General features: G+C 57.4%; 17 protein-coding genes. 1 reads left to right on the top strand and 16 read right to left on the bottom strand.

Annotated features, from left to right (window positions below):
- The first annotated feature begins 2 nt into the window (after nucleotides 1–2).
- Complete coding sequence (locus F1381_RS09330; protein WP_151734549.1) at nucleotides 3–749, top strand: RluA family pseudouridine synthase; 747 nt, start codon at nucleotides 3–5, stop codon at nucleotides 747–749.
- Nucleotides 750–828: 79 nt separating this feature from the next.
- Here F1381_RS09330 and F1381_RS09325 read toward each other — a convergent pair whose 3' ends face one another.
- The 16 genes from F1381_RS09325 to F1381_RS09250 form a co-directional block, all read right to left on the bottom strand.
- Nucleotides 829–1,260, bottom strand: coding sequence for a MarR family winged helix-turn-helix transcriptional regulator (locus F1381_RS09325; RefSeq protein WP_151734548.1), 432 nt, complete (start codon nucleotides 1,258–1,260; stop codon nucleotides 829–831).
- Nucleotides 1,261–1,382: 122 nt separating this feature from the next.
- Nucleotides 1,383–1,985 (bottom strand): GNAT family N-acetyltransferase, encoded by a 603-nt coding sequence (locus F1381_RS09320; RefSeq protein WP_222850427.1) that lies wholly within the window; start codon nucleotides 1,983–1,985, stop codon nucleotides 1,383–1,385.
- A gap of 138 nt (nucleotides 1,986–2,123) precedes the next feature.
- Complete coding sequence (gene gyrA / locus F1381_RS09315) at nucleotides 2,124–4,562, bottom strand: DNA gyrase subunit A (protein ID WP_151734546.1); 2,439 nt, start codon at nucleotides 4,560–4,562, stop codon at nucleotides 2,124–2,126.
- A gap of 353 nt (nucleotides 4,563–4,915) precedes the next feature.
- On the bottom strand, nucleotides 4,916–6,904 hold the full coding sequence (parE, locus tag F1381_RS09310; RefSeq protein ID WP_151734545.1) for a DNA topoisomerase IV subunit B: 1,989 nt from the start codon (nucleotides 6,902–6,904) through the stop codon (nucleotides 4,916–4,918).
- 69 nt (nucleotides 6,905–6,973) lie between these two features.
- Nucleotides 6,974–7,963: an ABC transporter permease gene (locus F1381_RS09305; protein WP_151734544.1), complete on the bottom strand. Its 990-nt coding sequence runs from the start codon at nucleotides 7,961–7,963 to the stop codon at nucleotides 6,974–6,976.
- On the bottom strand, nucleotides 7,956–8,936 hold the full coding sequence (locus tag F1381_RS09300) for an ABC transporter ATP-binding protein (protein WP_151734543.1): 981 nt from the start codon (nucleotides 8,934–8,936) through the stop codon (nucleotides 7,956–7,958). Before F1381_RS09300 ends, F1381_RS09305 begins: the two co-directional genes overlap by 8 nt.
- Nucleotides 8,937–8,995: 59 nt before the next feature.
- Nucleotides 8,996–9,889 (bottom strand): GDSL-type esterase/lipase family protein, encoded by an 894-nt coding sequence (locus tag F1381_RS09295; protein ID WP_246187964.1) that lies wholly within the window; start codon nucleotides 9,887–9,889, stop codon nucleotides 8,996–8,998.
- Between the two features lie 610 nt (nucleotides 9,890–10,499).
- On the bottom strand, nucleotides 10,500–11,243 hold the full coding sequence (locus F1381_RS09290) for a CAP domain-containing protein (RefSeq protein WP_151734542.1): 744 nt from the start codon (nucleotides 11,241–11,243) through the stop codon (nucleotides 10,500–10,502).
- 415 nt (nucleotides 11,244–11,658) lie between these two features.
- Nucleotides 11,659–13,620 carry a WG repeat-containing protein gene (locus F1381_RS09285; protein ID WP_151734541.1) on the bottom strand — a complete coding sequence of 654 codons (1,962 nt, stop codon included), beginning with the start codon at nucleotides 13,618–13,620 and terminating at the stop codon, nucleotides 11,659–11,661.
- Nucleotides 13,621–13,777: 157 nt separating this feature from the next.
- On the bottom strand, nucleotides 13,778–14,839 hold the full coding sequence (locus F1381_RS09280) for a galactose ABC transporter substrate-binding protein (protein ID WP_151734540.1): 1,062 nt from the start codon (nucleotides 14,837–14,839) through the stop codon (nucleotides 13,778–13,780).
- A gap of 165 nt (nucleotides 14,840–15,004) precedes the next feature.
- A complete protein-coding gene (locus tag F1381_RS09275; protein WP_151734539.1) occupies nucleotides 15,005–16,036 on the bottom strand; it encodes a substrate-binding domain-containing protein in 1,032 nt (343 codons plus the stop codon).
- Nucleotides 16,037–16,038: 2 nt separating this feature from the next.
- On the bottom strand, nucleotides 16,039–17,859 hold the full coding sequence (locus F1381_RS09270) for a sensor histidine kinase (RefSeq protein ID WP_151734538.1): 1,821 nt from the start codon (nucleotides 17,857–17,859) through the stop codon (nucleotides 16,039–16,041).
- A gap of 3 nt (nucleotides 17,860–17,862) precedes the next feature.
- The gene (locus tag F1381_RS09265; protein ID WP_151734537.1) at nucleotides 17,863–19,512 is read right to left on the bottom strand and encodes a response regulator; all 1,650 of its coding nucleotides are present in this window, start codon (nucleotides 19,510–19,512) and stop codon (nucleotides 17,863–17,865) included.
- Nucleotides 19,513–19,931: 419 nt separating this feature from the next.
- Entirely contained in the window at nucleotides 19,932–20,396 is a 465-nt protein-coding gene (locus F1381_RS09260; protein ID WP_151734536.1) for a GNAT family N-acetyltransferase, read from the bottom strand.
- Nucleotides 20,393–21,577: a formate-dependent phosphoribosylglycinamide formyltransferase gene (gene purT, locus F1381_RS09255; protein ID WP_151734649.1), complete on the bottom strand. Its 1,185-nt coding sequence runs from the start codon at nucleotides 21,575–21,577 to the stop codon at nucleotides 20,393–20,395. The genes F1381_RS09260 and purT overlap by 4 nt, the downstream gene beginning before the upstream one ends.
- A 202-nt stretch (nucleotides 21,578–21,779) precedes the next feature.
- On the bottom strand, nucleotides 21,780–25,442 hold the full coding sequence (locus tag F1381_RS09250; protein WP_151734535.1) for a dynamin family protein: 3,663 nt from the start codon (nucleotides 25,440–25,442) through the stop codon (nucleotides 21,780–21,782).
- Between the last annotated feature and the right edge of the window lie 137 nt (nucleotides 25,443–25,579).

Raw genomic sequence — 25,579 nt, 5'->3', positions numbered from 1 at the left:
TCATGGCGGATTATCAATCCGGCGGTGCCGAAACTCCGGGCGGTGCAGCCTCGCGCTTCGAGGTGCTGTTTGAGGACAATCATCTGCTGGGGATTGTGAAGCCCGTCAATATTCCGGTGCAAGAGGATGCAACAGGAGATGCGGACCTGCTCAGCCTGCTGAAAGAGGACGTAAAAGAGCGCTACAACAAGCCGGGCAATGTATTCATGGGGCTTGTCCACCGACTGGACCGGCCTGTCGGCGGGGCGATGATCTTCGCCAAGACCTCCAAGGCCGCCTCCCGGCTGTCCGACAGCGTCCGTACCCACAGCTTCCGCAAGGTGTATCTGACCGTCGTCCACGGCGTACCACGACAGTCCAAGGGACGGCTGGTCAACACTCTGCTAAAGGACCCTAAGAGCAACACAGTGCAGATCGTCCGCAAAGGAACCCCCGGCGGCAAGGAAGCCATCCTTGACTACACCGTGCTGGGAACCGCCGAGGGCTGCAGCCTGCTCCGCATCGATCTGCTCACCGGACGTTCCCACCAGATCCGGGTGCAGCTTGCGGGAATCGGCTGTCCGCTCTACGGAGACCAGAAGTACGGGGCAACGGTTAACAAGCCCGGGCAGCAGATTGCCCTTTGGTCCGCCGTGGTCGGGTTTCCTCATCCCGTGAGCAAACAGGAGATTGAACTGGTCTCCCTGCCTCCGCAGACCCATCCCTGGAATCTGTGGCCGCGTCATTTGCAAGAACAGGCCGTCCGTTAACGGACGGCCTGTTCTTATGTATAGCGGCATTAAGATATTGTATGATCTCTTCCTGCCTGTGCCTGTGCAAGGAGCAACGTCAACGGACCGGGCTTTCCGCTGCCGGAGCCATCACCATTTTGCCCATCAGGTACAGCAGAAGTTGCTGGTTATGTGAGGAAATCGGATCAAGCGCTTCAGCGAAGAACTCGCTGCGAATACGCAGGCCGCGCTCAGTCTCCCTCTTGCCCGTCTCTGTAATGCTGACCCAGACGATTCTCCGGTCTGCCGCATCGCGTTCACGGACAATCAGGTTATGCTTCTCCATCCGGTCAAGCAGCATCGTAACCGCCGCCGGACTGGTAGCTAAATGCGGCGCCAGGTCGGAAGGCTTCATGGCGTCACGTTCCTGAAGCAATTCCAGCACAGTAAGTTGGGCATCAGTCAGTGTCGGGGCAAGCTTGGTATCCATGTGCAGCTTGTAATCCTTTAAAATTTTGTGCCATATTTTACTGAATTCAGCGGAGTGCACACTAATTCCTTCCTTTCCTGCGGAATGATTCCGTTATAATACTATTTTCGCGAAACAACTTCCATTTCCTGCATACGCCCAAAATTTATCTCATCCGTCAGATGTCACGGCCAAATCTCCCGTCAGCCAAACCGCTTGAAATAATAAGCCTTGGTCATTTCATATTCCACCGAAGATTGCCATTCGCCAAGCTGATTCTTCCAGGCATCGCGGTGCAGCGCCGTCTGCTTGAAGCCGATTTTCTCAAAGACATGCTGCGCCCGGGCGTTCCTGATATTGGTATCCAATCTGATTGTGGCATAATTCAATTCTTTGAACAATGAGCCGATCAGCATAGTTATTAAGACAGTGCCGTATCCTTTGCCCTGCTGCTGGAACTGGCAAATCTTAATGCCGATCTCAGCCTCATTGCCCGGAAGCGCCCGGTAATTCATCTCTCCCGCAGGCTCGCCTGCGATCTCGATCATAAGCAGACTGTTCTGTACCGTCGCAGCCTGAATCCGGTCCTCTACGGCTTCTACAGTGGTTCTTAGGCCAAAGGGGAAGCCCGCATGGGCCATGACCTTCCCGTCATTCCACCATTTGCACAAGATCGGCGCGTCCTCCTCTTGCGCCTTGCGGATCAGCAAATTATGATGCTGCAGGTACATCTCATGAATCTCCTTTCGGATAACGGAAATTTCAGCGACTCCACCGGCATATTCCAGGTAATTCCATACTATCACAGAAATCTTGCGCTTAGTAACCATAAATTGTGATATGAAACAGCGCAAGCGATACATTTCCTTGAATTTTTCTGTAAAAAAACAGTGCCCGAAGACCGTTATAACGGGCCTTCGGGCACTGTACGGCATGCGGCGGACTTACTTCACCGACACGAATAAATGAATAATCTCGTCCTTCTTATCGACCGCAACCAGCTGCTTGCCGATGGATTTCCGCTCTGCAAGCGGCGCAGCTTCTGAACTGAATGCCTGGAGCGTTCCTTCACGGGTAACCGCCGTCAGCTCCAGCGGCTCCGTGCAGTGGAAGGCGCCGGCGATCCGGCTGCCGTTCGGCTTGACGCGTTTGCCTTCCTTGAATTCAAAGGTCGGCATTCCTTTGCCGCCGCGGCTCTGCGAAGGATAATCGACCAGCAGGGACCGCTTCGCATACCCCAGATCGGATACGGTCAGAATCTCGCCTTCGTCTTCGTGTACCCAGAAGCAGGAGACCACCTCGTCTCCTTCCCGCAGCTGGATGCCGCGGACACCGCTAGCTACACGGCCCATCGGGTTGACTTCACTTTCGCGGAAACGGATGCTCATCCCTTCACGGGTGACCAGCACAATATCCTTGTCGCTGCTGCTGAGCGCCACGGTTACAATCTCATCGCCTTCGGCCACCTTGCAGGCCGCCACCGCCCCGGAGCGGGTGGTAGAGTATTCTTTGAGTTCGGTGCGCTTCACCTGGCCCTTGCGGGTCACGAATACCAGGCTGCGCTGCGGCTCTTCCAGGTTGCCGGCCGGAAGCACATTGACAATGCTGTCGCCTTTGGCCAAAGAGATCACATTGACGATCGCCGTACCGGGGTCCTTCCACTTGAACTCTGGAATCTGATGTACCGGCAGCAGGAAGTATTGCCCTTTGCGGGTAAAGACGAGCAGATTGTCGCGGGTATTAAGATCCATTACCTTGACAATGTGGTCGCCGTCCTTGACGCCCGAGCCCTGCCGCTCGCCGCCGGAGCGTGTGAACGACAGCATGCCCGTCCGCTTGATATAGCCGTCGGCCGACAGCGCCACCAGCACATCCTCGGCATTCACCAGCACTTCCAGGCTGACCTTGATTTCCTCGACTTCACCCTGGATCACCGAACGGCGGTCCATGCCGTATTTGTCGCGGATTTCCAGCAGCTCCTTGCGGATGACGGAGATCAGCTTCTTGTCGCTCTCCAGAATACCCCGCAGGGTCTTAATGCGCGCCTGCGTCTCGTCCAGCTCCTTCTGGAGGGAATGAATCTCCAGATTGGTCAGCCGGTACAGCTGCAGCGTGAGAATGGCATCCGCCTGACGTTCGGTGAACCCGAACATCCAGACCAGGTTGTTCTGGGCGTCCTGGCGGTTCTTCGAAGCCTTGATCGCCGCGATAACTTCGTCCAGAATGTTCAGCGCTTTGACGAGCCCTTCCAGCACCTGGGCCCGGTCCTCCGCACGCTCCAGATCGAACTGGGTGCGGCGGGTAACCACCTCGCGCTGATGGGCAATATAGGCCTCCAGAATCGCTTTGAGCCCGAGCTGATGTGGAGCCTTGTTAACGATGGCCACCATGTTGAAGTTATAAGTGACCTGCAAATCCGTCTTCTTCAGCAGGTAATTCAGCACACCCTGGGCGTCGGCATCCTTCTTCAGCTCAACCACGATGCGCAGGCCGTCCCGGCCGCTCTCGTCGCGCACTTCGGCAATGCCGTCGATCTTCTTCTCCAGGCGGATGTTCTCCATCGCGGAGACCATCCGTGATTTCACGACCTGGAACGGCACCTCGGTGACGACGATCTGCTGCTTGCCGCCGCGCAGATTCTCGATCTCCGTCTTGGAGCGCAGATAAATGCGGCCCTTACCGGTGCGGTACGCTTCGAGAATGCCCTCCCCGCCCATAATCGTGCCGCCTGTCGGGAAATCCGGACCCTTGATAAAGGTCATGATCTCTTCCAGCGGAATGTCCGGCTTCTGCATCACCGCGATGCAGGCGTCGATGACTTCACGCAGGTTATGCGGCGGAATTTCCGTCGCAAAGCCCGCAGAGATGCCGCTGGCGCCGTTCACCAGCAGATTCGGGTAGCGCGAAGGAACGACGACCGGCTCTTTCGCGGTGTTATCGAAATTGTCCTTGAACTGTACGGTACGCTTCTCGATGTCGCGCAGCATTTCCAGCGCAATCGGCGACAGGCGGGCTTCGGTATAGCGCATCGCCGCTGCCGGGTCATCGTCCATCGAACCCCAGTTGCCGTGGCCGTCGACCAGCACATGGCCCATCTTCCAAGGCTGGGCCATCCGCACCATACCGTCATAAATGGAAGAATCGCCGTGGGGATGGTAGTTACCCATAACGTCCCCGACCGTCTTGGCGGATTTACGGTACGGCTTGTCAGGCGTATTGCCGGAGTCGTACATCGCGTACAGGATCCGGCGCTGCACCGGCTTCAGGCCGTCGCGTACGTCGGGAATCGCCCGGTCCTGAATGATATATTTGGAATACCGGCCAAAGCGGTCGCCGACGACCTCTTCCAGTATGGCCGGGGAAAATTCTTCTAAACTGCTCATTGGCTCACCTTCTGTTCCTCATTCTGTCCGGGTGCCGTGAAGCGTTGGCGATACACGGCTGCTCCGCCTGCGGATTATTCTTCCGGCCGCTGTTGTTTCCAGATTTGTTCTATTGGTCCGCAGTTTGCGGTACAAATCCGGAAACAAAGGCGGACGCTAATGCTCCTCCAGAACAATTCCGCTTGCTCCGCCTCCCTATCGCCAAAAATCACAGATCCGGAAGTATTCGTCACCTTCCGTACAAACAGCATGCCGCATGGAATATGCGGCATTGATGCGGCCGCGGGATTCGCGGCCGGTTATTGCAGCCGGGACGGCGGATCTGCAGCGGCATCCCCTTCATCCCGGCTTGCTTATTCCTCCACCTCGGTGAAGTCGACGTTCTCGACGATCCAGCGCTTGCGCGGGTCGACCTTGTCGCCCATCAGCGTGGATACGCGCCGCTCCGCCTTGGCGGCGTCCTCGATCTGTACCTGCAGCAGTGTACGGGTCTCCGGGTTCATCGTCGTCTCCCACAGCTGCTCGGGATTCATCTCGCCGAGTCCTTTATAGCGCTGGAGCTCAAAGCTCTTGCCGAATTCCTTCAGGTAATTCGCCAGCTCCTCGTCGCTCCAGGCATAGCGCACCGTCTCCAGCTTGCCGGATTTGCGCGTAATCTTATACAGCGGCGGCTGGGCAATGAAGACCTTGCCGGCATCCAGCAGCGGTTTCATGTACCGGTAGAAGAAGGTCAGAAGCAGCACCTGAATATGCGCGCCGTCGGTATCGGCATCGGTCATAATGATAATCTTGGAATAATTGCTGTCTTCCACGGCGAATTCCGGACCGATCCCTGCCCCGATGGCAGAGATGATCGCCTTGTACTCGTCATTCTTGAGAATGTCCAGCAGCTTGGCCTTCTCCGGGTTCATCGGCTTGCCCTTAAGCGGCAGAATGGCCTGGAGCTTGGAATCCCGGCCCTGCTTGGCCGAGCCTCCGGCGGAATCGCCTTCCACGATGAACAGCTCGGTACGGCTGACATCCTTGGATTGCGCCGGAGACAGCTTGCCCCCCAGGCTCAGGCTCTCGCTGCGCTTCTTGCCGCTGCGGATTTCATCGCGCGCTTTGCGCGCCGCCTCGCGGGCCCTGGACGCCTGGATGGCTTTCTTCAGCAGGCTCTGTGCCACCTGCGGATTCTCCTCCAGAAAGGTCGCCATGTTCTCGGAGACGACCGTATCCACGGCGCTGCGGGCCGAGGCGCTGCCGAGCTGATCCTTCGTCTGGCCGACAAATTCCACATCAGCCATCTTCACGCTAATGACGGCCATCATCCCTTCGCGCAGGTCGTTGCCGTCAAGGTTCTTGTCCTTTTCCTTCAAGAGCTGTGTCCGCCGCGCATATTCGTTCAGTATACGGGTGTACGCCGTCTTAAAACCGGTTTCGTGCGTACCGCCGCTGCGGGTCGGAATGGAGTTCACGAAGGAGGCCAGCGTCTCGGTGTAACCGGCGTTATACTGCAGCGCCACCTCAACTTCGATCTCATCCTTCTCGCCGCTGAAGTGGACGACCTCATGCAGCACGTCCTTGCCTTCATTCAGAAACTGGACGAACTGGCTGGCGCCGCCTTCGTAATAGAATTCGTCCTGGCGTCCGCTGCGCTCATCGCTTAAGGTGATCCGCAGTCCCGAGTTGAGGAAGGCAATCTCCTGCACGCGTTCGGCAAGCGTATCGTAATTCAGCGAGATGCCGCCGGCAAAGACGCGAATATCCGGCTTGAAGGTTACCTTCGTACCGGTCTTGTTCGTATTGCCGAGCACTTCAAGGCCGGTAACCGGCTCCCCGACATGCTCCACGCCCTTCTTGTCCACCCAATATTCAAAACGCTGCTTGTGAGTCTTGCCTTCACGGTAAATTTCCACTTCCAGCCACTCGGAAAGTGCATTGGTGACAGATGCGCCGACACCATGCAGTCCGCCCGATTTCTTGTAGCCAGAGCCGCCGAACTTGCCCCCCGCGTGCAGAATCGTAAATACAACCTGCGGAGTCGGCACGCCCGTCTTGTGCATACCGGTCGGAATGCCCCGGCCGTTATCGGTCACCGTTACCGAGCCGTCCTTGCGCAGGGTAATATCAATCTTCGAGCAAAATTTGGCCAGATGTTCGTCTACGGCGTTATCTACAATCTCCCATACGAGATGGTGCAGTCCCGAGGAACTTGTACTGCCGATATACATACCGGGCCGCTTGCGTACGGCAACCAGCCCTTCGAGCACCTGAATGTCGTCAGCATCGTATCCGGTCCCGGCCTGTCCAACTCCACCGTTCTTGGAGACTTTTGCAAACATATCGATCTGTTCGAGCATTCATGCTCCTCCTTTATGAATTACGCTATCAGTAAACATGCAAACAAACGTTTCGTTGCTTTGTTCATTCTAATTCAAAATATCCCTTTTCGTAAAGACGGCGAATGAAATGATTATTGAAACCAGGCCCCAAATGGCCAGAACCGCCATGGAAAACGGCAGCGTCATCCCTTCAATCGGCGCCGGCGTGCCGGCCAGGTACCCGGTCAGCCCCAGATTGACCATAAATAAATATTTGGCCGAGGTCCAGGCGGAGGCCATGTTGCTCAGAATGGTTCCGGCAATCAGAGCCGCCATCATGACCACGATACTGGCCGCCGTGCTGCGGACGAGCACCGATACCATAAAGGCAAGCAGCGCCACCACCACGCTGACGAACCAGATCAGCCCGGCCTGCATCAGCAGGTATTTCCACTGCGGAACCGCGTGTACGCCCGACATATCGACGGTATCCCCATTGATCTGAAAGCCGGTGAAGACCGGAACATTGAAGCCTGTGTAGCCGAAGACAAGGCCTGATATCAGGTAGCAGATAACGACCACCGACAATACAATCAGCGAGACGAACATCAGGAGCGCCACCAGCTTGCTCAGCAGCACCTTCCACCGCCGCACCGGCCGGGTCAGCAGCATCTTAATTGTGCCAGTCGTCCGCTCACCGGATACCAGGTCGGAAGCAACCGCCATAATCAGCAGCGGAATGAACAGGTTCACCGAATTGTCGAGAAATTCACGGGTAAAGGTGACGCCGCTCGGTTCGTTCGGATTGACGTTATGGTCCAAGTAATACTGCAGCTGCTGGACGAAAATCCGCCGGTAAGTCTTCCATTCCTCGGGGATCCGGTCGCTGCTGAGCGAATTCTGGTTATCGGTAATCTGCTGCTGAATCTCCAGGCGCCAGTCGGAGTTGAACTTCTCCCGGCTGCGCTCGGAGATCCGCATCTGGGCATAGGTGAACATCGGAACCAGTACAACCAGGATGAGCAGTATGACATAAAAGCGCTTCTTCTTGATAATTTTCAGGCACTCGTTGCGGACCAGGGGAAGCAGGTTAATCAATAGTTTCACCTTCCGTTAGCTTCAAGAATAGCTGTTCCAGTGTCGGGTTGATTTTATGCACAGCCCGTACGGTCACTCCGGCGGCAACCATCAGGGAGACCATTTCCGGAATCAGGGCTTCGTCCATGACGGTAACCAACGAATCCTCTCCCATACCGGCAGTAACGGCATCGTCCAGCGTCACTTCGTCCGGCGCCAGAATACGGATGCCTGGATGTGCGCCGAGCAGCACCTTGGCCTGGCTGCTAGGCGCAAGCTCCCACAATACATAGGGGGAGTTGCGGGATACCAGCTCATGGACACCGCCGACCGCCAGCACCTTTCCCTTGCTGATAATGGCCACCCGGTCGCACAGCAGCTGGATTTCGCTGAGCAGATGGCTGGAGACGAAGACTGCCATTCCTTCACCGGCCAGCTTGCGGACGAATTCGCGCAGCTCCTTGATTCCTTTCGGATCAAGCCCGTTCGTCGGCTCATCCAGGATAAGCAGGCGCGGGCGCCCCAGCAGCGCCTGCGCGATGCCGAGCCGCTGCCGCATCCCCAGCGAATAGGTGCTGACCTTGTCGTGGATGCGCTGGTCAAGCCGGACGATCTCCACCACCTCGGCGATACGCGCCTTGTCCACTCCCGGCTGCATGCGGGCGAAATGCTGCAGGTTCTCCCACCCGGTCAGATAGGTATACACCTCCGGATTCTCGACGATGGAGCCGACATATTGCAGCGCCTGCTCTGGATTCTTGTTGACATTGTAGCCGCATACAGTAATCGTTCCTTCCGTCGGGCGGATCAAGTCCACCAGCATGCGGATCGTTGTCGTCTTGCCGGCGCCGTTCGGCCCGAGGAAGCCGAAGATTTCGCCCGCCCGGACATCAAAGGTGACATTGTCGATAATCCATTTGCGGCCGATCCGTTTACGGACGCCGTCCACCGTCAGGACGGCGGGCGGATAGCCGCTGCTCTGTTCCAATAACATCCTCTCATCAGCTCCTCAGGGCTTATGCCGTTTCTCTCATTTCATTGCTCCGTGCTATCCTAACGGACCGCTTGAATAATCCGCTCGCTGATCCGCTGATATCCGTATTCGTTCGGGTGAAAATGGTCTGTGGACAAATACTTCTCTAAATGGTTGCCGAACAGATCCAGTGTCGGTACCAGCGTCATTTGGTCATGGGCATTGATCAGCTCCATCACGGAATGGTTCCAGGCCGTCACCGCCTGGTTGCCTGGGACCCGCAGCGCCTCAACATCGTCGAAGGGATTGTACAGCCCGATGTAATAAATGTGTGCCGAAGGGTTGATCTTAACGATACTTTCCAGAGCCTGCTCCAGACGTTCTACAGCAGCCGGAAGTCCCGCCAGCAAAGACTCCGGTGTAAGCTCCTGCACTTCGTGCTGACTCGTCCCGGCTCCTGCCTCTTCTGTTTCGGGCAGCACGGGTGTGGACGCTCCCTCGGGAATTTCTGCTCCGCTGTCACCGCTGTTATTGCCCAGGATACCCGAATTCCCGAACAGATCGTTCCCGCCGACGGAGAGCAGGACGATGTTCGCCTGCCGCATGGCGTACTGTACGCCTTCCTCCTTCAGCTTGTCCAGCAGTCCGGCCGTAGTCAGTCCGTTGATGCCCATATTGCCCACCAGCGCCGCTTTTCCGCCGTCCTGCACCAACCCGTCCATCGTACGCTTCACAAATCCATTCCCGGTATTGTCCCCGGTACCCTTAGCCAGGGAGTCGCCAAGCGCCAGAATCTTATAGCCGTCTGCAGCGGCAGCGGGCGCCTGCGTCTCCTCGGGCAGTGAAGTAAGCGCAGTCTCCCCCTTCGGATAAAGAATGTCGCTTACGGCATACATGAATCCGATCAGCAGCAGTATTGTTGTCACGATGGACGACAGGCCGACAAGCCGCCAGGTCCATTTGGAATCGTTCAAAGCTATCCCTCCGTATGCCGGTCATAGTTCCATTGTGCCACTTTTTACTAACTTCTTAACTATGTAGATAAACATAATTCTTCTATGTCCAATTTGCAAATATACAGATTCGCGTAAAAAATCACAACGCAGAATAAGCGTTATCCCCGGATCAGCATCAAAAAAAGCTGTTGATAATGCCGATAATATCGGGGATAGTCCTCATTGACCAATACATGTTCAAGGGCCAAATCCCCATGAATGAGACAAAGGATGTAATCGAACCATTCCGCTCCATGCGCAAGCCCCGGAAAGCTTCATCTACACAAGCGCGTGTATACGGTCTCATGTGCGGATACAATTCCGCCTTAATCTGCTCATAACGTTCGCTCAGACGCCGGTAGGCTTCTGCCGGTATATCCGTCGAAGCGGGGGATACCCCTCTGCCTGACTGGCGATCACTTCCGGAGGTATGCTGTGGAGCTCATGCATATATTCGCCCAGCTGCCGCATAATTCTTGCCTGGCGGCCCTCATCCGGCTGAAGCAGAGCTTTTGAGAGAACACTATGTAAAAAAACAAAGCCCGCTCGCCGGATCAACCGGAGAACGGGCTTTGCTTGTCCTTGCTGCTTATTTGCCGATAAATTCCTGCACCCAGTAGTTGTTATCGTAACCTACACCGATATAGTTATAGTTCACGTTCAAAATGTTGGCCCGGTGGCCTGCACTGTTCATCCAGGCGGTCATGACCGCCTCAGGCGTCTTCTGGCCCATGGCGATGTTCTCGCCGGCGGCGCGGTAAGTGATGCCGAAGGACTTCATCATGTCAAACGGTGAACCGTACGTAGGCGAAGTATGCGAGAAATAATTGTTCACACGCATATCGGTCGCTTTGGCGGCAGCCACTTTGTTCAGGCTGTCCAGTGCAGTTACCGGAGACAGCCCGGCAGAGGCGCGTTCCTTGTTGACCAATGCTACGACCTGCTGCACGTACGAGGCTTGAGTGCTGTTGACTGCAGGAGCAGCCGTTACAGCCGGCTTAGCCGTTGGTGCCGGAGTTGCGGCGGGCTTCGCTGTAGCGGCCGGCTGCGCAGTTGGCGCAGGAGCTTGAGTCGGCTTGGCGGTTGCGGCCGGTGTGGCTGTCGCTGCCGGCTTCGCTGTAGGAGCAGCCGTAACTACAGGCTTCTTGACATAGTAGATTTGCTTAAAGGTATAAGAATTAATAGATTGCAGAAATTGGGCAAATCCGTTATTTGCGGCCGCGACTCCCGAATTATAGTCTGCAGCGTTTGCTTGCAGCGGCAACGAAATGCTGAGCGCCAGCACTGCGGCCACGCTTCCCCCGATTGCTTTTCTAAACGTGTTGCGCTTCATTCATCCATCTCCCTATTCTTGGTGTATTGTCCTTGCAGCGATCTCCCGGCGGCAAAGATTACAAAGTTGTCATTTCTTCCTCAGTCATTGTAGCACATATTCTATTATTGTGCGCTTCTAAATTTTTACACTTCGACAAAATTTCTGATAGTGTGACGAATATGTGAAAACAGCATATTTAATAGAGCCGGCCAGCCTGCCGAAATCTGTGCTTATCCATACTCCACAACAGTATAGGTAGAAAATTCCACTAATCTTCCGAATTTAGAAGCTAGAGCGAAATTAGTGGTAGAAATCCCTCTATTTGAGTATAGGCTTATTCCGTTCCGCGTCTTACCCCCGCTAAGTAAACCAACAAAGCTGCCATCCACCGGGATGACAGCTTTGCTCGTTTACTTATAGAATCTTGTTCAAGTCAATGAAACGACTGCCAGAACTCGCCTTCCGTAGAGATCAGGCCCATGATTTCGGCGAATGGAATGCGGAAGGTTGGAAAGCCTGCGGCATAGGGGGCGATTTCATAGGGCTCAAAGTACAAGTACAGCGCCGCCTCATCGACATAGAACGGCTGATCCTTGCGGATGCCCTTATAGGCGTCCGGGAAAACATAATCGTACTGCGGATCGGTTGCGATCTGCTTGCCGACAATTTCGCTCAGCTTCTCGGAGTATTTGCTGCCCGGCTTGAACAGGTCACGCAGCTCGTAGAACCGGCCGCTCTTCAGATTGATATGCGGAAATATCCTCGTCGGCATGCCATGGGCAGCCCCGAACGGATATTTATACCCGCTCAGCTCAAGCACCAGCAGGTTCTTACGGAAGAAGGAGACGCTGAAGTCCCCGGTATAGCTGAAATCCTGGTCCGTCCCGCCTGTACCCGCTCCTTCGACGAGCGAAAGGCTGCGCAGCCTTTCATTGACCTTCTTAGCCGTCTCAATGGAAGCAATGCCTTCAATCTCCGGATAATACACCAGGTAATTCCGGTTCGGCTTATATTTCTTCTCCAGTACGGAATACGGCGGGCGCAGCGGGATAACATGGCTCTGCTTCCAGACCCGGTTGCCCCGCCGGTCATAATAGGCGGTACGCTGGTCGACATCCGCACGGATCAGGCTGCCGCTGAAGGACAGCACGCCCGCTCCCGGCAGGGTTGGCGGCTGGGCGGCTTTATTGCCGCTGCGGTCGATAAAATAGGTCTCTTTGGCATCGTACACCGAAGCAAGCCCGTTCTGATAGTTATTGACGCTAAGCAGAGGATGGGAAGACAGGATATGTCCGGTCACGCTGTCCGTGATCATATACCGGGAACCGATGTAGGGTTTGTCGGCATACAGCGGCGTTCCCAGTGCCACCCGGTCCTCGCCAAGCTGCTGGACCTCGTAATATTGCGGCGGGATCATGAACTTGCCCTGCGCGTCAATCAGGCCGTAGGCGTTCCCGTAATTCTCCGCCGTATTCACGACCGCCCGGCCGCCGGAGAACGGCAGTGCCGAAGTGTATTGCGGCGCAATGGCTATGCTGCCGTCCGTGCGCAGGTAGCCATATTTTCCATTTTCTTCCTCTTGGAAGGCAAGCAGGCCATCGCCCGGATTGCCGACATACGGATAGGAATACGTATGCAGCACCTGCCCCTGCAGGTCAATCAGCGCGTATTCACGGTCTGCCAGCTTCACCAGGGCGGTGCCGTTCAGGAAATCGCCGGCATCCAGGTAGCCCGAGGTCAGCACCTCCTTGCCCTGGGCATCCAGGTAGCCGTAGCGGGAAGCGCCGTGCGGGCCCGCCTTGGAGAACAAGGCCCGCCCTTCCTGCAGCGAATTCAAGTAATCGTAGCGGGCCTTTGTCACTTCCTTGCCTTTTTCATCGATCAGGGTGTAGCCCTTGCTGTCTGAAACCACGGCCCGCCCTTCGGCAAACGGAGCAATAAAAGAATATACCGGCTTAACCCACTCCCGGCCCGTACTGTCAATCAGTCCGCTTCCGTTCCCCCGCTGCACAATGGCCAGCCCGTTCTGCTGAAATTCCTCGGCATAATCATAACGCGGCTCAATCGCTGTACGTCCTTCGTTGTCGATATATCCCCACAGCATCCCATCCTTGCCGGTAAACGGCGCCGGGTGCAGCGTCTCCAGGCGCATTCCGTCCATTCCCGTGTCGGCCAGGGTATACAGCTCCTCGGGGGCTTTGGGCGAAAGATCCACCCGGTAGAGCCCGGGCTCCGCCGGGATCGTGACAAAGAAATCCTCGTCCGCACGGATGAAATCCTCTTCCTGCTGGGCGATATATTCGTTCCAGCCGATACCGTCCCATCTCCAGACCTCCGTCTGAATCAGGCCGTTGTCGGTCCCTTTTGTCAGCTCGTTCAGCTTGATTCTAAGCATGTCTTCGCACTCCCTTACAAAGGCATTTGCCTATAGAGTATGAATGGAGTGCAGAAAGCGTGCTTTGACAGCAGCAATGAAGAAAAGACAAGCCTCCGGCTGTCCGGCTGCTTGCCTGTGTTCTGGCTCTATGTGCCTGGCGGGCATCCGCCGCCGTTCATTGAATCTGCCCGGCCTCCTCCACATTGTCTTTGGTAATCTTCTTATAAGAGATCCAGATATACTGGCCGTCCGTAATCTCGAAGCCGACGTTCTCCCTGGTGGGAACCTCACCCCGCGCCAGCACGGCAGCCAGCATGACCGCCGCCTTGCCCTGGTTGGCAGCATCGTTGAGTACCGTCCCGAGCATCGTGCCTTCCTTCAGCGCCTTGACCGCCGGCTCCGTGGCATCAACGCCGACCACCGGCATATATTTGTCTCCGCTAAAATAGCCTGCCGCCTTCAGCGCTTTGATCGCCCCGAGCGCCATATCGTCATTGTTGGCCAGTACTGCCTCGATCCGGTCGCCGTAAGTCTCCAGGAAGGCGGCCATCTTCTCCTGGCCCTTGGCCCGGTCCCATTTGGCGGTATCCTCCGCCAGCTTCTCCACCTTGATGCCCGCATCCTCGATGGCCTGAATGGAAAAGGTCGTACGCAGCTCCGCGTCCTGATGCCCCGGTTCGCCCTTGAGCATGGCGTACTGGAGCACGCCGTCCCCGTTCTTGTCCGCTTCCGGATGGGTCTTCCAGTAATCGGCCAGCAGCTGGCCGGACATCGTTCCGGACTCCTTGGCCTGGGCACCGACATAATAGGCCTTATCCCATTTCTTCATATCTCCCTCTAGCGGCTCCCGGTTGAGGAAGACGACCGGAATCCCTGCCGCCTGGGCCTTGTCGATAATGACGCCGGCAGCGGTGCGGTCGACAGGATTGACAAGCATGGCGTCGACGCCGCTGTCGATAAAGTCATCCACCTGCTCATTCTGGTCCGGCTGGGAATTCCTGCTGTCCACAAGCTCGTAATCGGCGACGCCTTTGGCTGAAGCTTTAATTGCGCTCTTGACCCCGATCATAAAGGTATCCGAGAACTTATATATGGCAACGCCCAGCTGCGGTCTGCCGCCACCGCCCGGGTTACTGCGGTCTGCACTGTTCCCTTCACCCTTATTCTGCCCGCCGCAGCCCGCCAGGGCAGCCGCCAGAACGGCGCCGGCAAGACAGAGGAACGCTGTTTTTTTCATAGTTGACCTCCTGGAGACCGAGTAATCTGCTTCCGGTAAGCATACCGCAACCCTATTATGCTGCTTACAGGGAATGGTTCCCATATAATATCCTGCGGATTCCTATGAAAATTCTCATCTCTTTTATAATAATACTCACTCCCGCCCCAGAACTCCGCTTTCTTGTCAGCGGACAAAGGGAAACAGCAGCTTTTGATTCTCCGGCCACAGCATGTTGCCCAGATCGATCAGCTTGGTTCCGGTATCCACCCGCTCCGGCACATCAAGTCCTTCGGACAGCTCCACCGCGTATTTCACCGCCAAATAACCGTTGCTGAAGGGATTCTGAATCACCGTAGCCTGCACCGTTCCGTCCTGCAGCATTTCCATCATCGTCGGAGAGCTGTCGAAGGCCACCATCTTTACGGATTGATCCTCCAAACCCTGAATGACTTTGCCCGCTCCCTGCGAAGCCGTTTCGTTCAGGGTGGCAATACCGCGCAGGTGCGGATGATTATCCAGCATCTCCCGGGTCAGCCGCTCGGCATCGGCTACGCTGGAGGAAGTATAAGAGATCTGCACCACTTCCACATCGGGATAACGGGCGGCATAATTGAGAAACCCCTCTTCGCGCTCCTCCGCATCGCGGGCACCGTAATCGATCGCTCCTCCTGACAATGAGCTGCCGATCGAGGACTTCGTGAAATTCAGGATGCCGATTTCGCCGTGGCCGTCCAGCAGTTCGATCAGCCGCTGCGCCGATTTCTGGCCGGCTTCATAGCCATTGGAGCCAACGTAAGAGCTGACCCGGGCTGAACCGACTTCCGCATCCACGGATATCACGGGGATTCTGGAATACGCCGCCTGATCGACGACCTGGGCGAGTCCCATATAGCTGCTGGCCGCGAGAATGATCACATCCGCTTTCTGTTTAATGGAATCCTCCACCATGGCAATCTGCCTGTCGATTTCGCTCTCCGCCTCCGGCGCCTTAAAGGTCAGATTCACATTGAACTCCTGCGCAGCAGCCTCGGCGCCCAGTCTGACGGTGTTCCAGTAGTCGCCCTGGTTCATTTTGACAATCATATGAATATTGCGCGCCCGTTCTGTGCCGATATAACCGTCCGGCCCGCTGCTGCAGGAGGTTGCACCCATTAGCAGCAGTACAGTGAGCGAAACACCCAGCAGCGCCTTCAGCCTCATACTTCCATTCTTCATGATCAGGCGTCCTCCTCTCCCGGCTCGGCGGAAATCTCTGCGGGGATGGCGGGAAATACGATGGTGACGCTTGTGCCTTCCTCCAGCTCGCTCTCGAAGCTCAGCCCGTATTCACGGCCGTAGAACAGGCCGATGCGTTCGTTCACATTGCGCACGCCGACGCCAGAGCCGCCGCCCGTCCGCACTCCGCCCTTAAGCAGGGAGCCCAGCGTCTCGGGAGACATTCCTAATCCGTTGTCTGTTACGCGGATGACCATATTGCCGTGCTGCAGCTCGGCGGTGATGGAGATGAAGCCTTCATCCGGGGACATTTCGATGCCGTGGTACAGCGCATTTTCCACAATCGGTTGCAGAATCAGCTTGATCGTCTGATATTGCAGCACCTCATCCGCCGCCTTGATCTCGTAGCGGAATTTATTCCGGAACCGGAAGCCCTGAATGACCAGGTAATGGCGGATATGGTCCAGCTCTTCCTGGACGGTGATGAAATTTTTGCCGCGGCTGAGGCTGATCCGGAAGAACTTGGAGAGCGACTGGATCATCGTAATGACATCGTTGGTCTTGCCCCGCTCGGCCAGCCGGATGACGGAGTTCAGCGTGTTATAGAGAAAATGCGGGTTGATCTGCGACTGCAGCACTTCAAGCTCACCCTTACGTTTGGTTTCCTGCTCATAAATAATCTGATCCATCAGCTGGCGGATGCGCTGCAGCATCTTATTGAAGCGCAGCGACAGCTGCTCGACCTCATAGGCGCCGCTGACTTCAATCGGGGTATGCAGGTCCCCCTCACCCACCAGCTTGACCGTCCGTTCCAGCCTGCGGATGGGACTGGCAATCAGCCAGGAGAGCAGCACCGATACGGCGACGACCAGCGAAATGACCACAGCCAGAAACCAGAACAGGAATTGATTCAAATCGCGTTTCGTCGTCACAATCTCGTCGTGGTAGGCAACACCGACGATTTTCCAGCCGGTCTCGGCCAGCGTACGTACGGTAATCAGCCGTTTCTCACCTGTCGAGTCATCCATATAGCTGCGGTAGGCATACTCCAGCACAGGCTCGACGTTTTCGTATTTCAGGCCGGCATAAATAAGCTGCTGCTGCGGATGGTAGACGATATTGCCCAGCGAATCGAGAATGTAAGCGTATCCTCTTTTGCCCAGCTTGACCTGCCGGCTCAGCTCATCGATGGTGCGGAAATTGAAGTCGAGCAGCAGGATACCCTCACGGGTACGTCCATCTTTCCTGTAAACAATCATTTTGCTGATGGAGACTACCCAGGGATAATTACCCTTGAACAGATTCTGCACATGAGGCGCCGAATAGGAAATGTCGGGCGATTTCTTGGCGGAGGTGAACCAGCTCTGGGTCTCCAGCTGGGTATTCTGCTGCAGGATCAGCCCCGGAGTGCCGACCACATAATCCCCTTCCGGCGTGAATACGGAGACGGACACCAGATCCTCACGGCTGCTCATCAAAGTGTCCATCCGCTCCGACAGCAGCGGTGAGTCTATGGAGGAACTCTCCGTAATCTGCGCTTCTGCTGTGGCAAATATTTTACTCATCCCCGTTACATACAGCTCCAGATTATAGTTCACCTGCTCAATAATCTGCTGCATGTTGATATCCGCGTTCGCTTCGGCTGTCCGGGCGAATTTGTTGTACAGCATGAAGCTTACAATAACTGCAACCAGCACGGTTACCGCTGTAAATGAGACCGTAATGATCAGCTGGATGCTGCGCAGCTTGTTCGATCTCCGCCGCCTGCCTTTCTGGGTGCGCCGCAGCCGCAGCGGATTGAAACGGATGTTCCGTTCCGCCATGGCTCAGCCTCCCCGCGCGCTGTTCTTATATTCTTTCGGCGATAAGCCATATTTCTTGCGGAAGCAGAAGCTGAAGTAATTGGGGTCGGCGAAGCCAATTCGTTCGGCGATCTCGAAAGCCTTCAGCTCCGTGGAGCGCAGCAGCTCTTTGGCCGCCTCCAGACGGACCTGCAGCAGATAAGCGACAAAGGTCAGCTTCATTTCTTTCTTAAAAATACTGCTGAAATACCCGGTGCTGATATGCAGATGCTGGCATACCTTGCCGATCGACATATCCGGCTCCTGATAATGGCTGCGGATGTATTCCAGGGCTTGTTCGACGAGCAGCGTATATCCAGACTGCCGGTCTGACGCGATAAATTCCATCAGCCTGCTGCACACGTCCACAATCCACTGCCTGGCTTCGCCCATGTTGTTGAATTTGTGGATTTCAGCCAGCGCAGAAATGCCCGGACCCAGGAAAGCGGCGGTATCACTGTTCGTTTCTTTGGCTACCCGCAGTACCGAGGTGATGATCTCCGTCAGAAAAATTTCATAATCCTGCGTGGACAACTGCTCCGCATCCAGCCCGCCGAACAGCCCCCCGATCACTTCCGTCAGCTCCTGGACCGTACCGAGCTTGATCGTGCGGATCAGCGCCTGCCGGCTAAGCTCGTCGTAGGCCGGCAGCTGATGGGTACGCGATTCCACATCCTCAATCCAGATCACCCGGTTGTTGCCGAGAATCAGCCGGTAATCCAGCGCCTGCAGCGCATCGCTGAAGGAACCCGCCAGAAACTCCGGAGCGGTGCAGACCGTGCCTGCGCCGGCGGTGACCGTCAGCTTCAGGAAACGCTCGACATTGTGGCGGATTTCCTCCAGCAGCCTGAGTGTCTGCCCGCTGACGGCCGACTCGTCGTCCGCAGCACTGACTGATAGCAGCGCCACCTCATCGCGGTGAATAAACACCTTGCCGAAGCCATGCTTCCGGCACAGCTCCTCGGCGATATTCAGTACGGCGAACAGCTGAAGGCCCCGGTCTCCGGTATCGCGCAGCGACAGGGTCCGCCCTTCCGTGCGCCCGGTCTCCCCGTCTGTCCGCACATAATCGACCCGGATCGCGGAGGCCTGATACAGCCTGCCGGAGAGACTCAGGCCGTATTCGGCGCTCTTGGCCGCAATTTCCGCCGCCGGGAGCTGCCTCGACACCAGTGAGGACAAGAACTGCTCCCGCAGCACCGGCAGACTTTTGCGGTAATGCTCACTTAAGACGAAGACATTCTCCTTCTCGGCGATCTCCTCTTCCATAGTACGCTTAACCTTAAGCAGCACCTCGATCAGCTCTTGCGATGAGAACGGTTTCAAAATATATTCGTCAATTTGCAGCTTGATGGCCTTTTGGGCGTATTCAAACTCATCATAGCCGGTCAGGATAATTATTTTGGTGCTTGGATAGCGGCTCCGTACATATTCGGCCAGCTCCAGACCGTTCATAAACGGCATCTGAATGTCGGTTACCACCACATCCGGCAGCAGCCGGTCAACGGCTTCCGCCGCCTCGCGCCCGTTCTCGGCCTGCTCCACGACTTCAAAGCCGCAGGCGACCCAATCGATCTGGGAGACAATGCCTTCCCGGACATCTTCCTCATCTTCGGCGAGTATCAATTTATACATAATCATCCCTCTTTGACAGCCATATAGATACTATAGAACCATTCTAGCTGATTCAACTCCCCCGATCTATGTTTAAATTTAAGTATTGTGCCCAGCCAGAGGGTGAGGCTGAAGTTCAAGCTGCAGCTACCGGGCTTACATATAGGGATACATATGGGTACATAGTGTGGGTACATAGTGTGGGTATATAGGCAGATGCATAAGGTATGTACATAGAGCAGGTGTAGAGTACATAGTGTGGGTATAAAGTATAGGTATATAGCCTGGATATATAGTGTAGATGCAAAATACCCGCGTAGCGAGGTTGATGCGTGGATTCCGGTCAGGTTGTTTGCGGGGCACACGGAATGCTCTTGCCCGGAAATAAAAAAAAACCATCCCGCAAACCGCCGGGATGGGATGATTGGTTACGTATCCGATTATTGCAATTGCTTGCTGAAACGGTAGCCGCTGGACATTTCAAAGCCGACACGGCGGTAAAACGCATGCGCCGGAGCGCGTTCCGCCCGGTTTCCGCTGCGCAGGAACACCTGGCTGCAGCCCCGCTCGCGGGCGAAATCCTCCGCGGCAGATACCAGTCTCCGTCCCAGTCCGCTTCCTCTATGCTTCTCGCCTACGATCAGCGCGGTAATCTCCATAATACAATCCGCTTGCTTGTAATAGGAGTGCACCTGCCGAAGTTCAATCATACCCACAACTTCATCGTCAAGTTCAGCGACCATCGTGCGCCGGAATGAATCCTGTTCCATGACTTCCATTCTCTCTTTCATCACGCTAAGCGTTGTCGGATAGCCGAATTCCCGCAAAAGGGTGGTCACGCATTCCAGATCGTTCTTACCGCATTTGCGAATTTGCAGTACCTGCTCCTGAGTACTACTGTTCATCTCGATTTTACCTCCACTTTTAGCATAGACGCCGCCTGCTTGGCGGTTGTCCGCGCGATTTCCACTTCCTCCGCGGCGCTGAGCGCCACGGCCATCCGCCGTCCGGCACGGGCCTCGGGCTTGCCGAATACTCTGACCTGAGTCCGCGGAAGCGACAACGCTTCGCCGATTCCGGTCACGGCATAATCCGCTGCCGCCGTCTCCGACTTCAGGGTGGCCGATGCACCCGGTGTCAACAGCTGCACCGAGTCCAGCGGAAAGCCAAGAATGGCTCTGACATGCAAAGCAAATTCCGATAAATCCTGAGTCACCATCGTAACCATGCCGGTATCATGCGGCCGCGGTGACACTTCGCTGAACAGTACGCCACCCGAGGTCAGAAACAGCTCTACGCCAAAGATGCCCAGCCCGCCAAGCTGATCGGTTACCTTCCGGGCCATCTCCCGGGCTTCTTCGAGCTGCTTCACATCCATCGGATGAGGCTGCCACGATTCCACGTAATCGCCATCCTTCTGGATATGTCCGATCGGCGGACAAAATACGGTGCCGCTCACCGTCCGTACCGTAAGCAGCGTAATCTCGCTTTCGAACCGCACAAAGGCTTCCACAATGACGCGGGTGCCTTTGGCACGCGCGCCTTCCAGTGCCGTGTTCCAGCAGGCTTCGGCATCCCCGGGCGTCCTGCAGACGCTCTGGCCTTTGCCGGAGGAACTCATAATCGGCTTAATCACACAAGGTGTGCCCAACTCCTCCACCGCGCGGCGCAGCTCGTCCAGACTGTCGGCAAAGCGGTAGGCAGCAGTAGGCAGGCCGAGCTCCTCTGCCGCCAGCCGGCGGATGCCCTCACGGTCCATCGTCAGCCGGGCGGCCCGGGCCGTCGGCACTACCGTGAACCCTTCCGCTTCCAGCTCCAGAAGAGCCGGGGTGGCAATCGCCTCGATTTCGGGAACAATAACATCCGGTTTCTCTGCCCGGATGAGCGCCTTCAGTGCCTCCGCGTCCAGCATGTCAATGACATGGGACCGGTGGGCGACGCCCATGGCCGGAGCATCGTCATAACGGTCAACGGCTACGGTCTCTACGCCAAGGCGCTGAGCTTCAATAATGACTTCCTTGCCCAGTTCACCGCTGCCCAGCAGCAGCAGCTTGCGGCTTTGGGCTGAAAAGGGAGCTCCCCACATTGTCGTTTCCAACCTCTTTTTCTGATTGAGTTTAACTGCCGGTATTACCAGGGTGGCGGATACTGCCGCCAAGATACGGAAAAACGCTTGTTGACGCATATTTCTGTAAAACAACGATGTTGTTTTGTAAATTTTCAGGCACTTTTATTTTCTGCCATTACCGTCGAATTTGCAAGTGTTCTTCGACATTTTACTACAAACTTCACATCTTTCTGTTAAGAATGTCGTTGAAAGCGCCTTCCTGATCAGCCAATTGCTGTACCATCCATTCCCAGCGGCCGGCGGCATCACCTCCCTTCAGCAGCTCCGTAAGCGCCGTCTCCTGTTCCTGCAGACTGCCCAGCAGCGACTGTGCAGCCTGACCCAGCGCCGCTGCAGCCGCTGCGGCGTAGAAGGCGAGCAGCGTCTCTTCTGCCACAGCAGCCGCACCGGCCACCGCTTCCTTCAGCCACGGCTCTGCCGCCGCCCGCACCTCGTTTCTGCCCGGCCCCTCAAAGAAATGCCGCGGCGACTTGAAGCGGCCGAAGAGCTGGCTCCAGTCGAACGGGCGCAGCCGGCACTCCAGAGCTGCCGGGGCAGCCCAGTCCGCTCCATCGCCAATAAGCAGCAGCGCCTCCTGCTCCGGTATGGACAAATCGGCTGCGGCCGCAAGCGCTGCCGTCTGAACCAGCCTGCGGCCGGTCTGCTCCAGCCGCAGCGTGGTCGCCCACAGCTCCTGCTCCAGCTCCCGCTGCAGCGTACGCTCCAATTCCCTGCCGCAGGCGGTGAAGATTTCTCTCAGCTTGCCGTTATCTTCACGCAGCAGGGAAGGATGGAACGACTCCTGGAAGAAGCGGCCGAAGCCGAAGGTCAGGCGCTGTCTGACATGATAAATCAGCTCCTCGCCTTCCCGGCGCAGATTGCGGACCGGCCGCTCTTCCTGCGCAAGCGCGCTTAGCCGGGATTCGGCGCGCTGTTTGCGCTGCTGCCATTCCCGTAAATTCTCCTCCCGCCGGCCCGCCTCAGCCGTGGCAATCTGCCGCCATTCCTCAGCGCGCTGCCGCACGGAGGCCAAGGCTTCCCCGGCGGAATGGAGCGCCAGCCGGGGTAGCTCCTCGCCGGCAAAGCCGGCCAGCGCCTGCTCAAAGGCCTGGAACCGCGAAGCTTCATAGCGCTTCCGGTCGCCGGCCAGCTTGCCCTCCAGCGCCAGCAGGCTGGAGAGGGCGAAGATGCGCGGCGATGCCAGGCCCGCCGCACGCAGGTTATCCGCCACATGCCGGCGGACCTCGTCCAGCTCGGCTTCATCGCCCGCCAGATCGGAGGCGTTGATGATGAAGAACATTTTATCCAGCGCGAAGCTGTCCTTAATCCGGCCGAGCTGCGCAAGCAGGCTGCGGTCCGCTTTGGAGAAGGCGTGGTTATAGTAGGTCAGGAAGAGGATGGCATCGGCATTCTTCATGTAGTTAAAAGTGACACCGGTATGGCGGGCATGCAGCGAATCCGCTCCGGGCGTATCGACCAGCACGATGCCTGCGGCTGTCAGCGGGCAATCGTAATACAGGTCGATGCCCCGCACGAAGCAGGCGCGCGTCTCTTCGGCCACAAGACCACGGTATTCCGCCAGGTCTACAGTCCGCACGCTGCCAAGCAGATCTTCCGCCGCTTTCCAGCCACTGGCCGCAGCCCGCAGGAAGCCGGCATGCGGCAGCGCGGCCGGATGCAGTCCGGCGGCTGTCAGGCCCGCCGCCGATTCGGTCCAGGTGGCCCGCTGCGGCACCGGCAGCTGCAGCACCTGGAAGGAATGGAGGATATCCTCCCATATCTCCTCCGCCGTCTTCATGGTCACGACCGCCTGGCCGTGGCCGGTGATCCCATCCGGCGCGAGGATGCGGTTTACCGCGGCCGTGGCGGGATGCGGCGACACGGGCAGCACCTCTTCGCCGAGCAGGGCGTTGGCGAAGGAGGATTTGCCAGCGCTGAACGCCCCGAACAGCGCCAGCGTGAACCGGCCGGCAGCCAGCGCCTGCGCCCGGGCCGCCAGGCCGCGCGCCGCCGAGCCCAGGGCCGGCTCGGCGCGCAGCTTCTCCGCTGCGGCGTGCAGCACCGCCGCGGCCGCAGCCAGCCGGCGGCGCCCGCCCGCCGGCGCCGCCGGTTCCGCCGCCCAGCCCGGGGCGGCGGAATATCCAGCCGCGCGCTCTAGCGGCTGGGCGGGCTGCGGCGCCGCGCCGGGCGCGGGCGCGGCCTCGGGCACCCCCGGCAGCAGGCCGGGGGTGAGGGCGGTGCGCGGCGGCAGCAGCGCCGCGAGCGCGTCCGCGCGGGCGTCCGCCGCGCGGTCCAGGGCGGCCAGCGCGGCGGACGCCTGCGCCTGGCGCTGCAGGGCCGCCCCGCGGCGCGCGAGGGCGGCGCGCCGCTCCGCGAGCAGCGGCGGCAGCTGCGCCAGCAGCTGGTCGCCGAGCGCGAGCGCAGCCCGGCGGTAGTCCGCCTTGATTTCCGCCGCCAAGCCCCGGCAGAAATTCAGCAGCGCCTCGCCGGTGAAGCCGGTGCCCGGCTGCACATAAGCCGCCAGCCACTCCGGGCGGATGGCCGGGTAGGCCTGCACAAGTGCCGACTCCGCCTCGTCCGTCCACAGCTCCAGGCCTTCGGCCCACTCCCGCAGAGCCTGCAGCAGGTGCCGGCCCAGCCGGGCATTGATCTCGCGGCTCAGCAGCTGATGCCAGGCGTCCAGCCGCTTCCCGCGCTCCTTCTCCCGCTTCGCCGCACCGGAGAAAATCCCCGCGCGGAAGCCGGGAGCTGCACTCAACAAATACGCTGCCGCCGCTTCGCGCACGTCGGCGGGCATCAGATTGCTGTCTGCGAGCAGCTTATCCAGCACACTCCGCAGCTTCAGCTGCGCTTCTTCCGGCAGCGCAGCCAGCGCCTGCTCTTCCGTGGCCAGCTCCGCAAGCTGCACCCGCACCGTGCCGGCGTCAATACCTTCCAGCACGCCGAGCAGTTCCTGACGCTCCTCATCCCTGCTCTCGCGGTATGCTTTCAGCGCTTCTTCTCCGGCATGCCGGGCCGAAGCCGCTGCACTGAGCTGGAGCAGCATAGCGCGCTGCTCCAGCAGCTTGCCGATCAGAGCGGTCAGCTCATGCCACTGGTTCAGCGGATGGCCGGGAACTTTCAGTGAAGTAAACAACAGGCCCGCAGCGCGGATGCCCCACTGAGTAAAGGCCGTTTCCAGCTGCCGCCGGTAGTCTGCCAGCGGAATTTCCCGTTCCCGGTGCTTATCGACCTGATTGACAATCAGGTACAGCGGCTTGCCCCAATCGCTTAAGGCTTTGGCAAAAGCCAGATTATTCTCTGACTGCACATGGTTGTAGTCCATCACATAGAACACCACATCCGCCAGATGCAGCGCCGAGTGCGTCGCCGCCCGGTGTCCGTCGTCGGTGGAATCTACGCCGGGCGTATCCAGCAGTACGCCGCTCTGTCCCAGCAGCGGAGCGTCCGTCCAGATTTCAATCTTCTCGTAGGCCTCGCCGCTGCGGCAATATTCCTGGAGAGAATCCGCTCCGGCCTCTCTTGGAGCCGTGGCAGCATCCTCTCCCCGCGGATACAGCAGAACGCGCGGCTGGCCGCTGCGGATAGCGACAACGTTTGCACTTGTCGGCACGGGACCGGAGGGCAATACACCCGTACCGCACAGCCGGTTGATCATCGAGGATTTGCCCGCCGAGAAATGTCCGCAGAAGGCCAGTGTCAGTTCCTGTGATACCAGCTTCCCCTGAAGATCGGCGACCATCCGCCGCTCCGCATTTGCTCCCCAGTCTTCCAGCAGAAGCTCCAGCGCTTTTAAAGACATTCCTTCTTCAATAAGCTCTTTTTTCACCTGCTCCGCAACCATCCGTCATCCCTCCACAGCCGTGCCTGAATTAATTTGTATACAAAACACATTTATATAAGCTGATCTTTCATTTTTGGGTTCAATTGTTCACTTTAAACAGTTGGAAAATCACTACCTAGATTCACCTATATCGAGCT

It is taken from the genome of Paenibacillus tengchongensis (genome assembly GCF_008973665.1).
In the GTDB taxonomy this organism is placed as follows: Bacteria; Bacillota; Bacilli; order Paenibacillales; family Paenibacillaceae; genus Paenibacillus_AQ; species Paenibacillus_AQ tengchongensis.
This window is presented reverse-complemented; position numbering and strand designations above follow the sequence as displayed.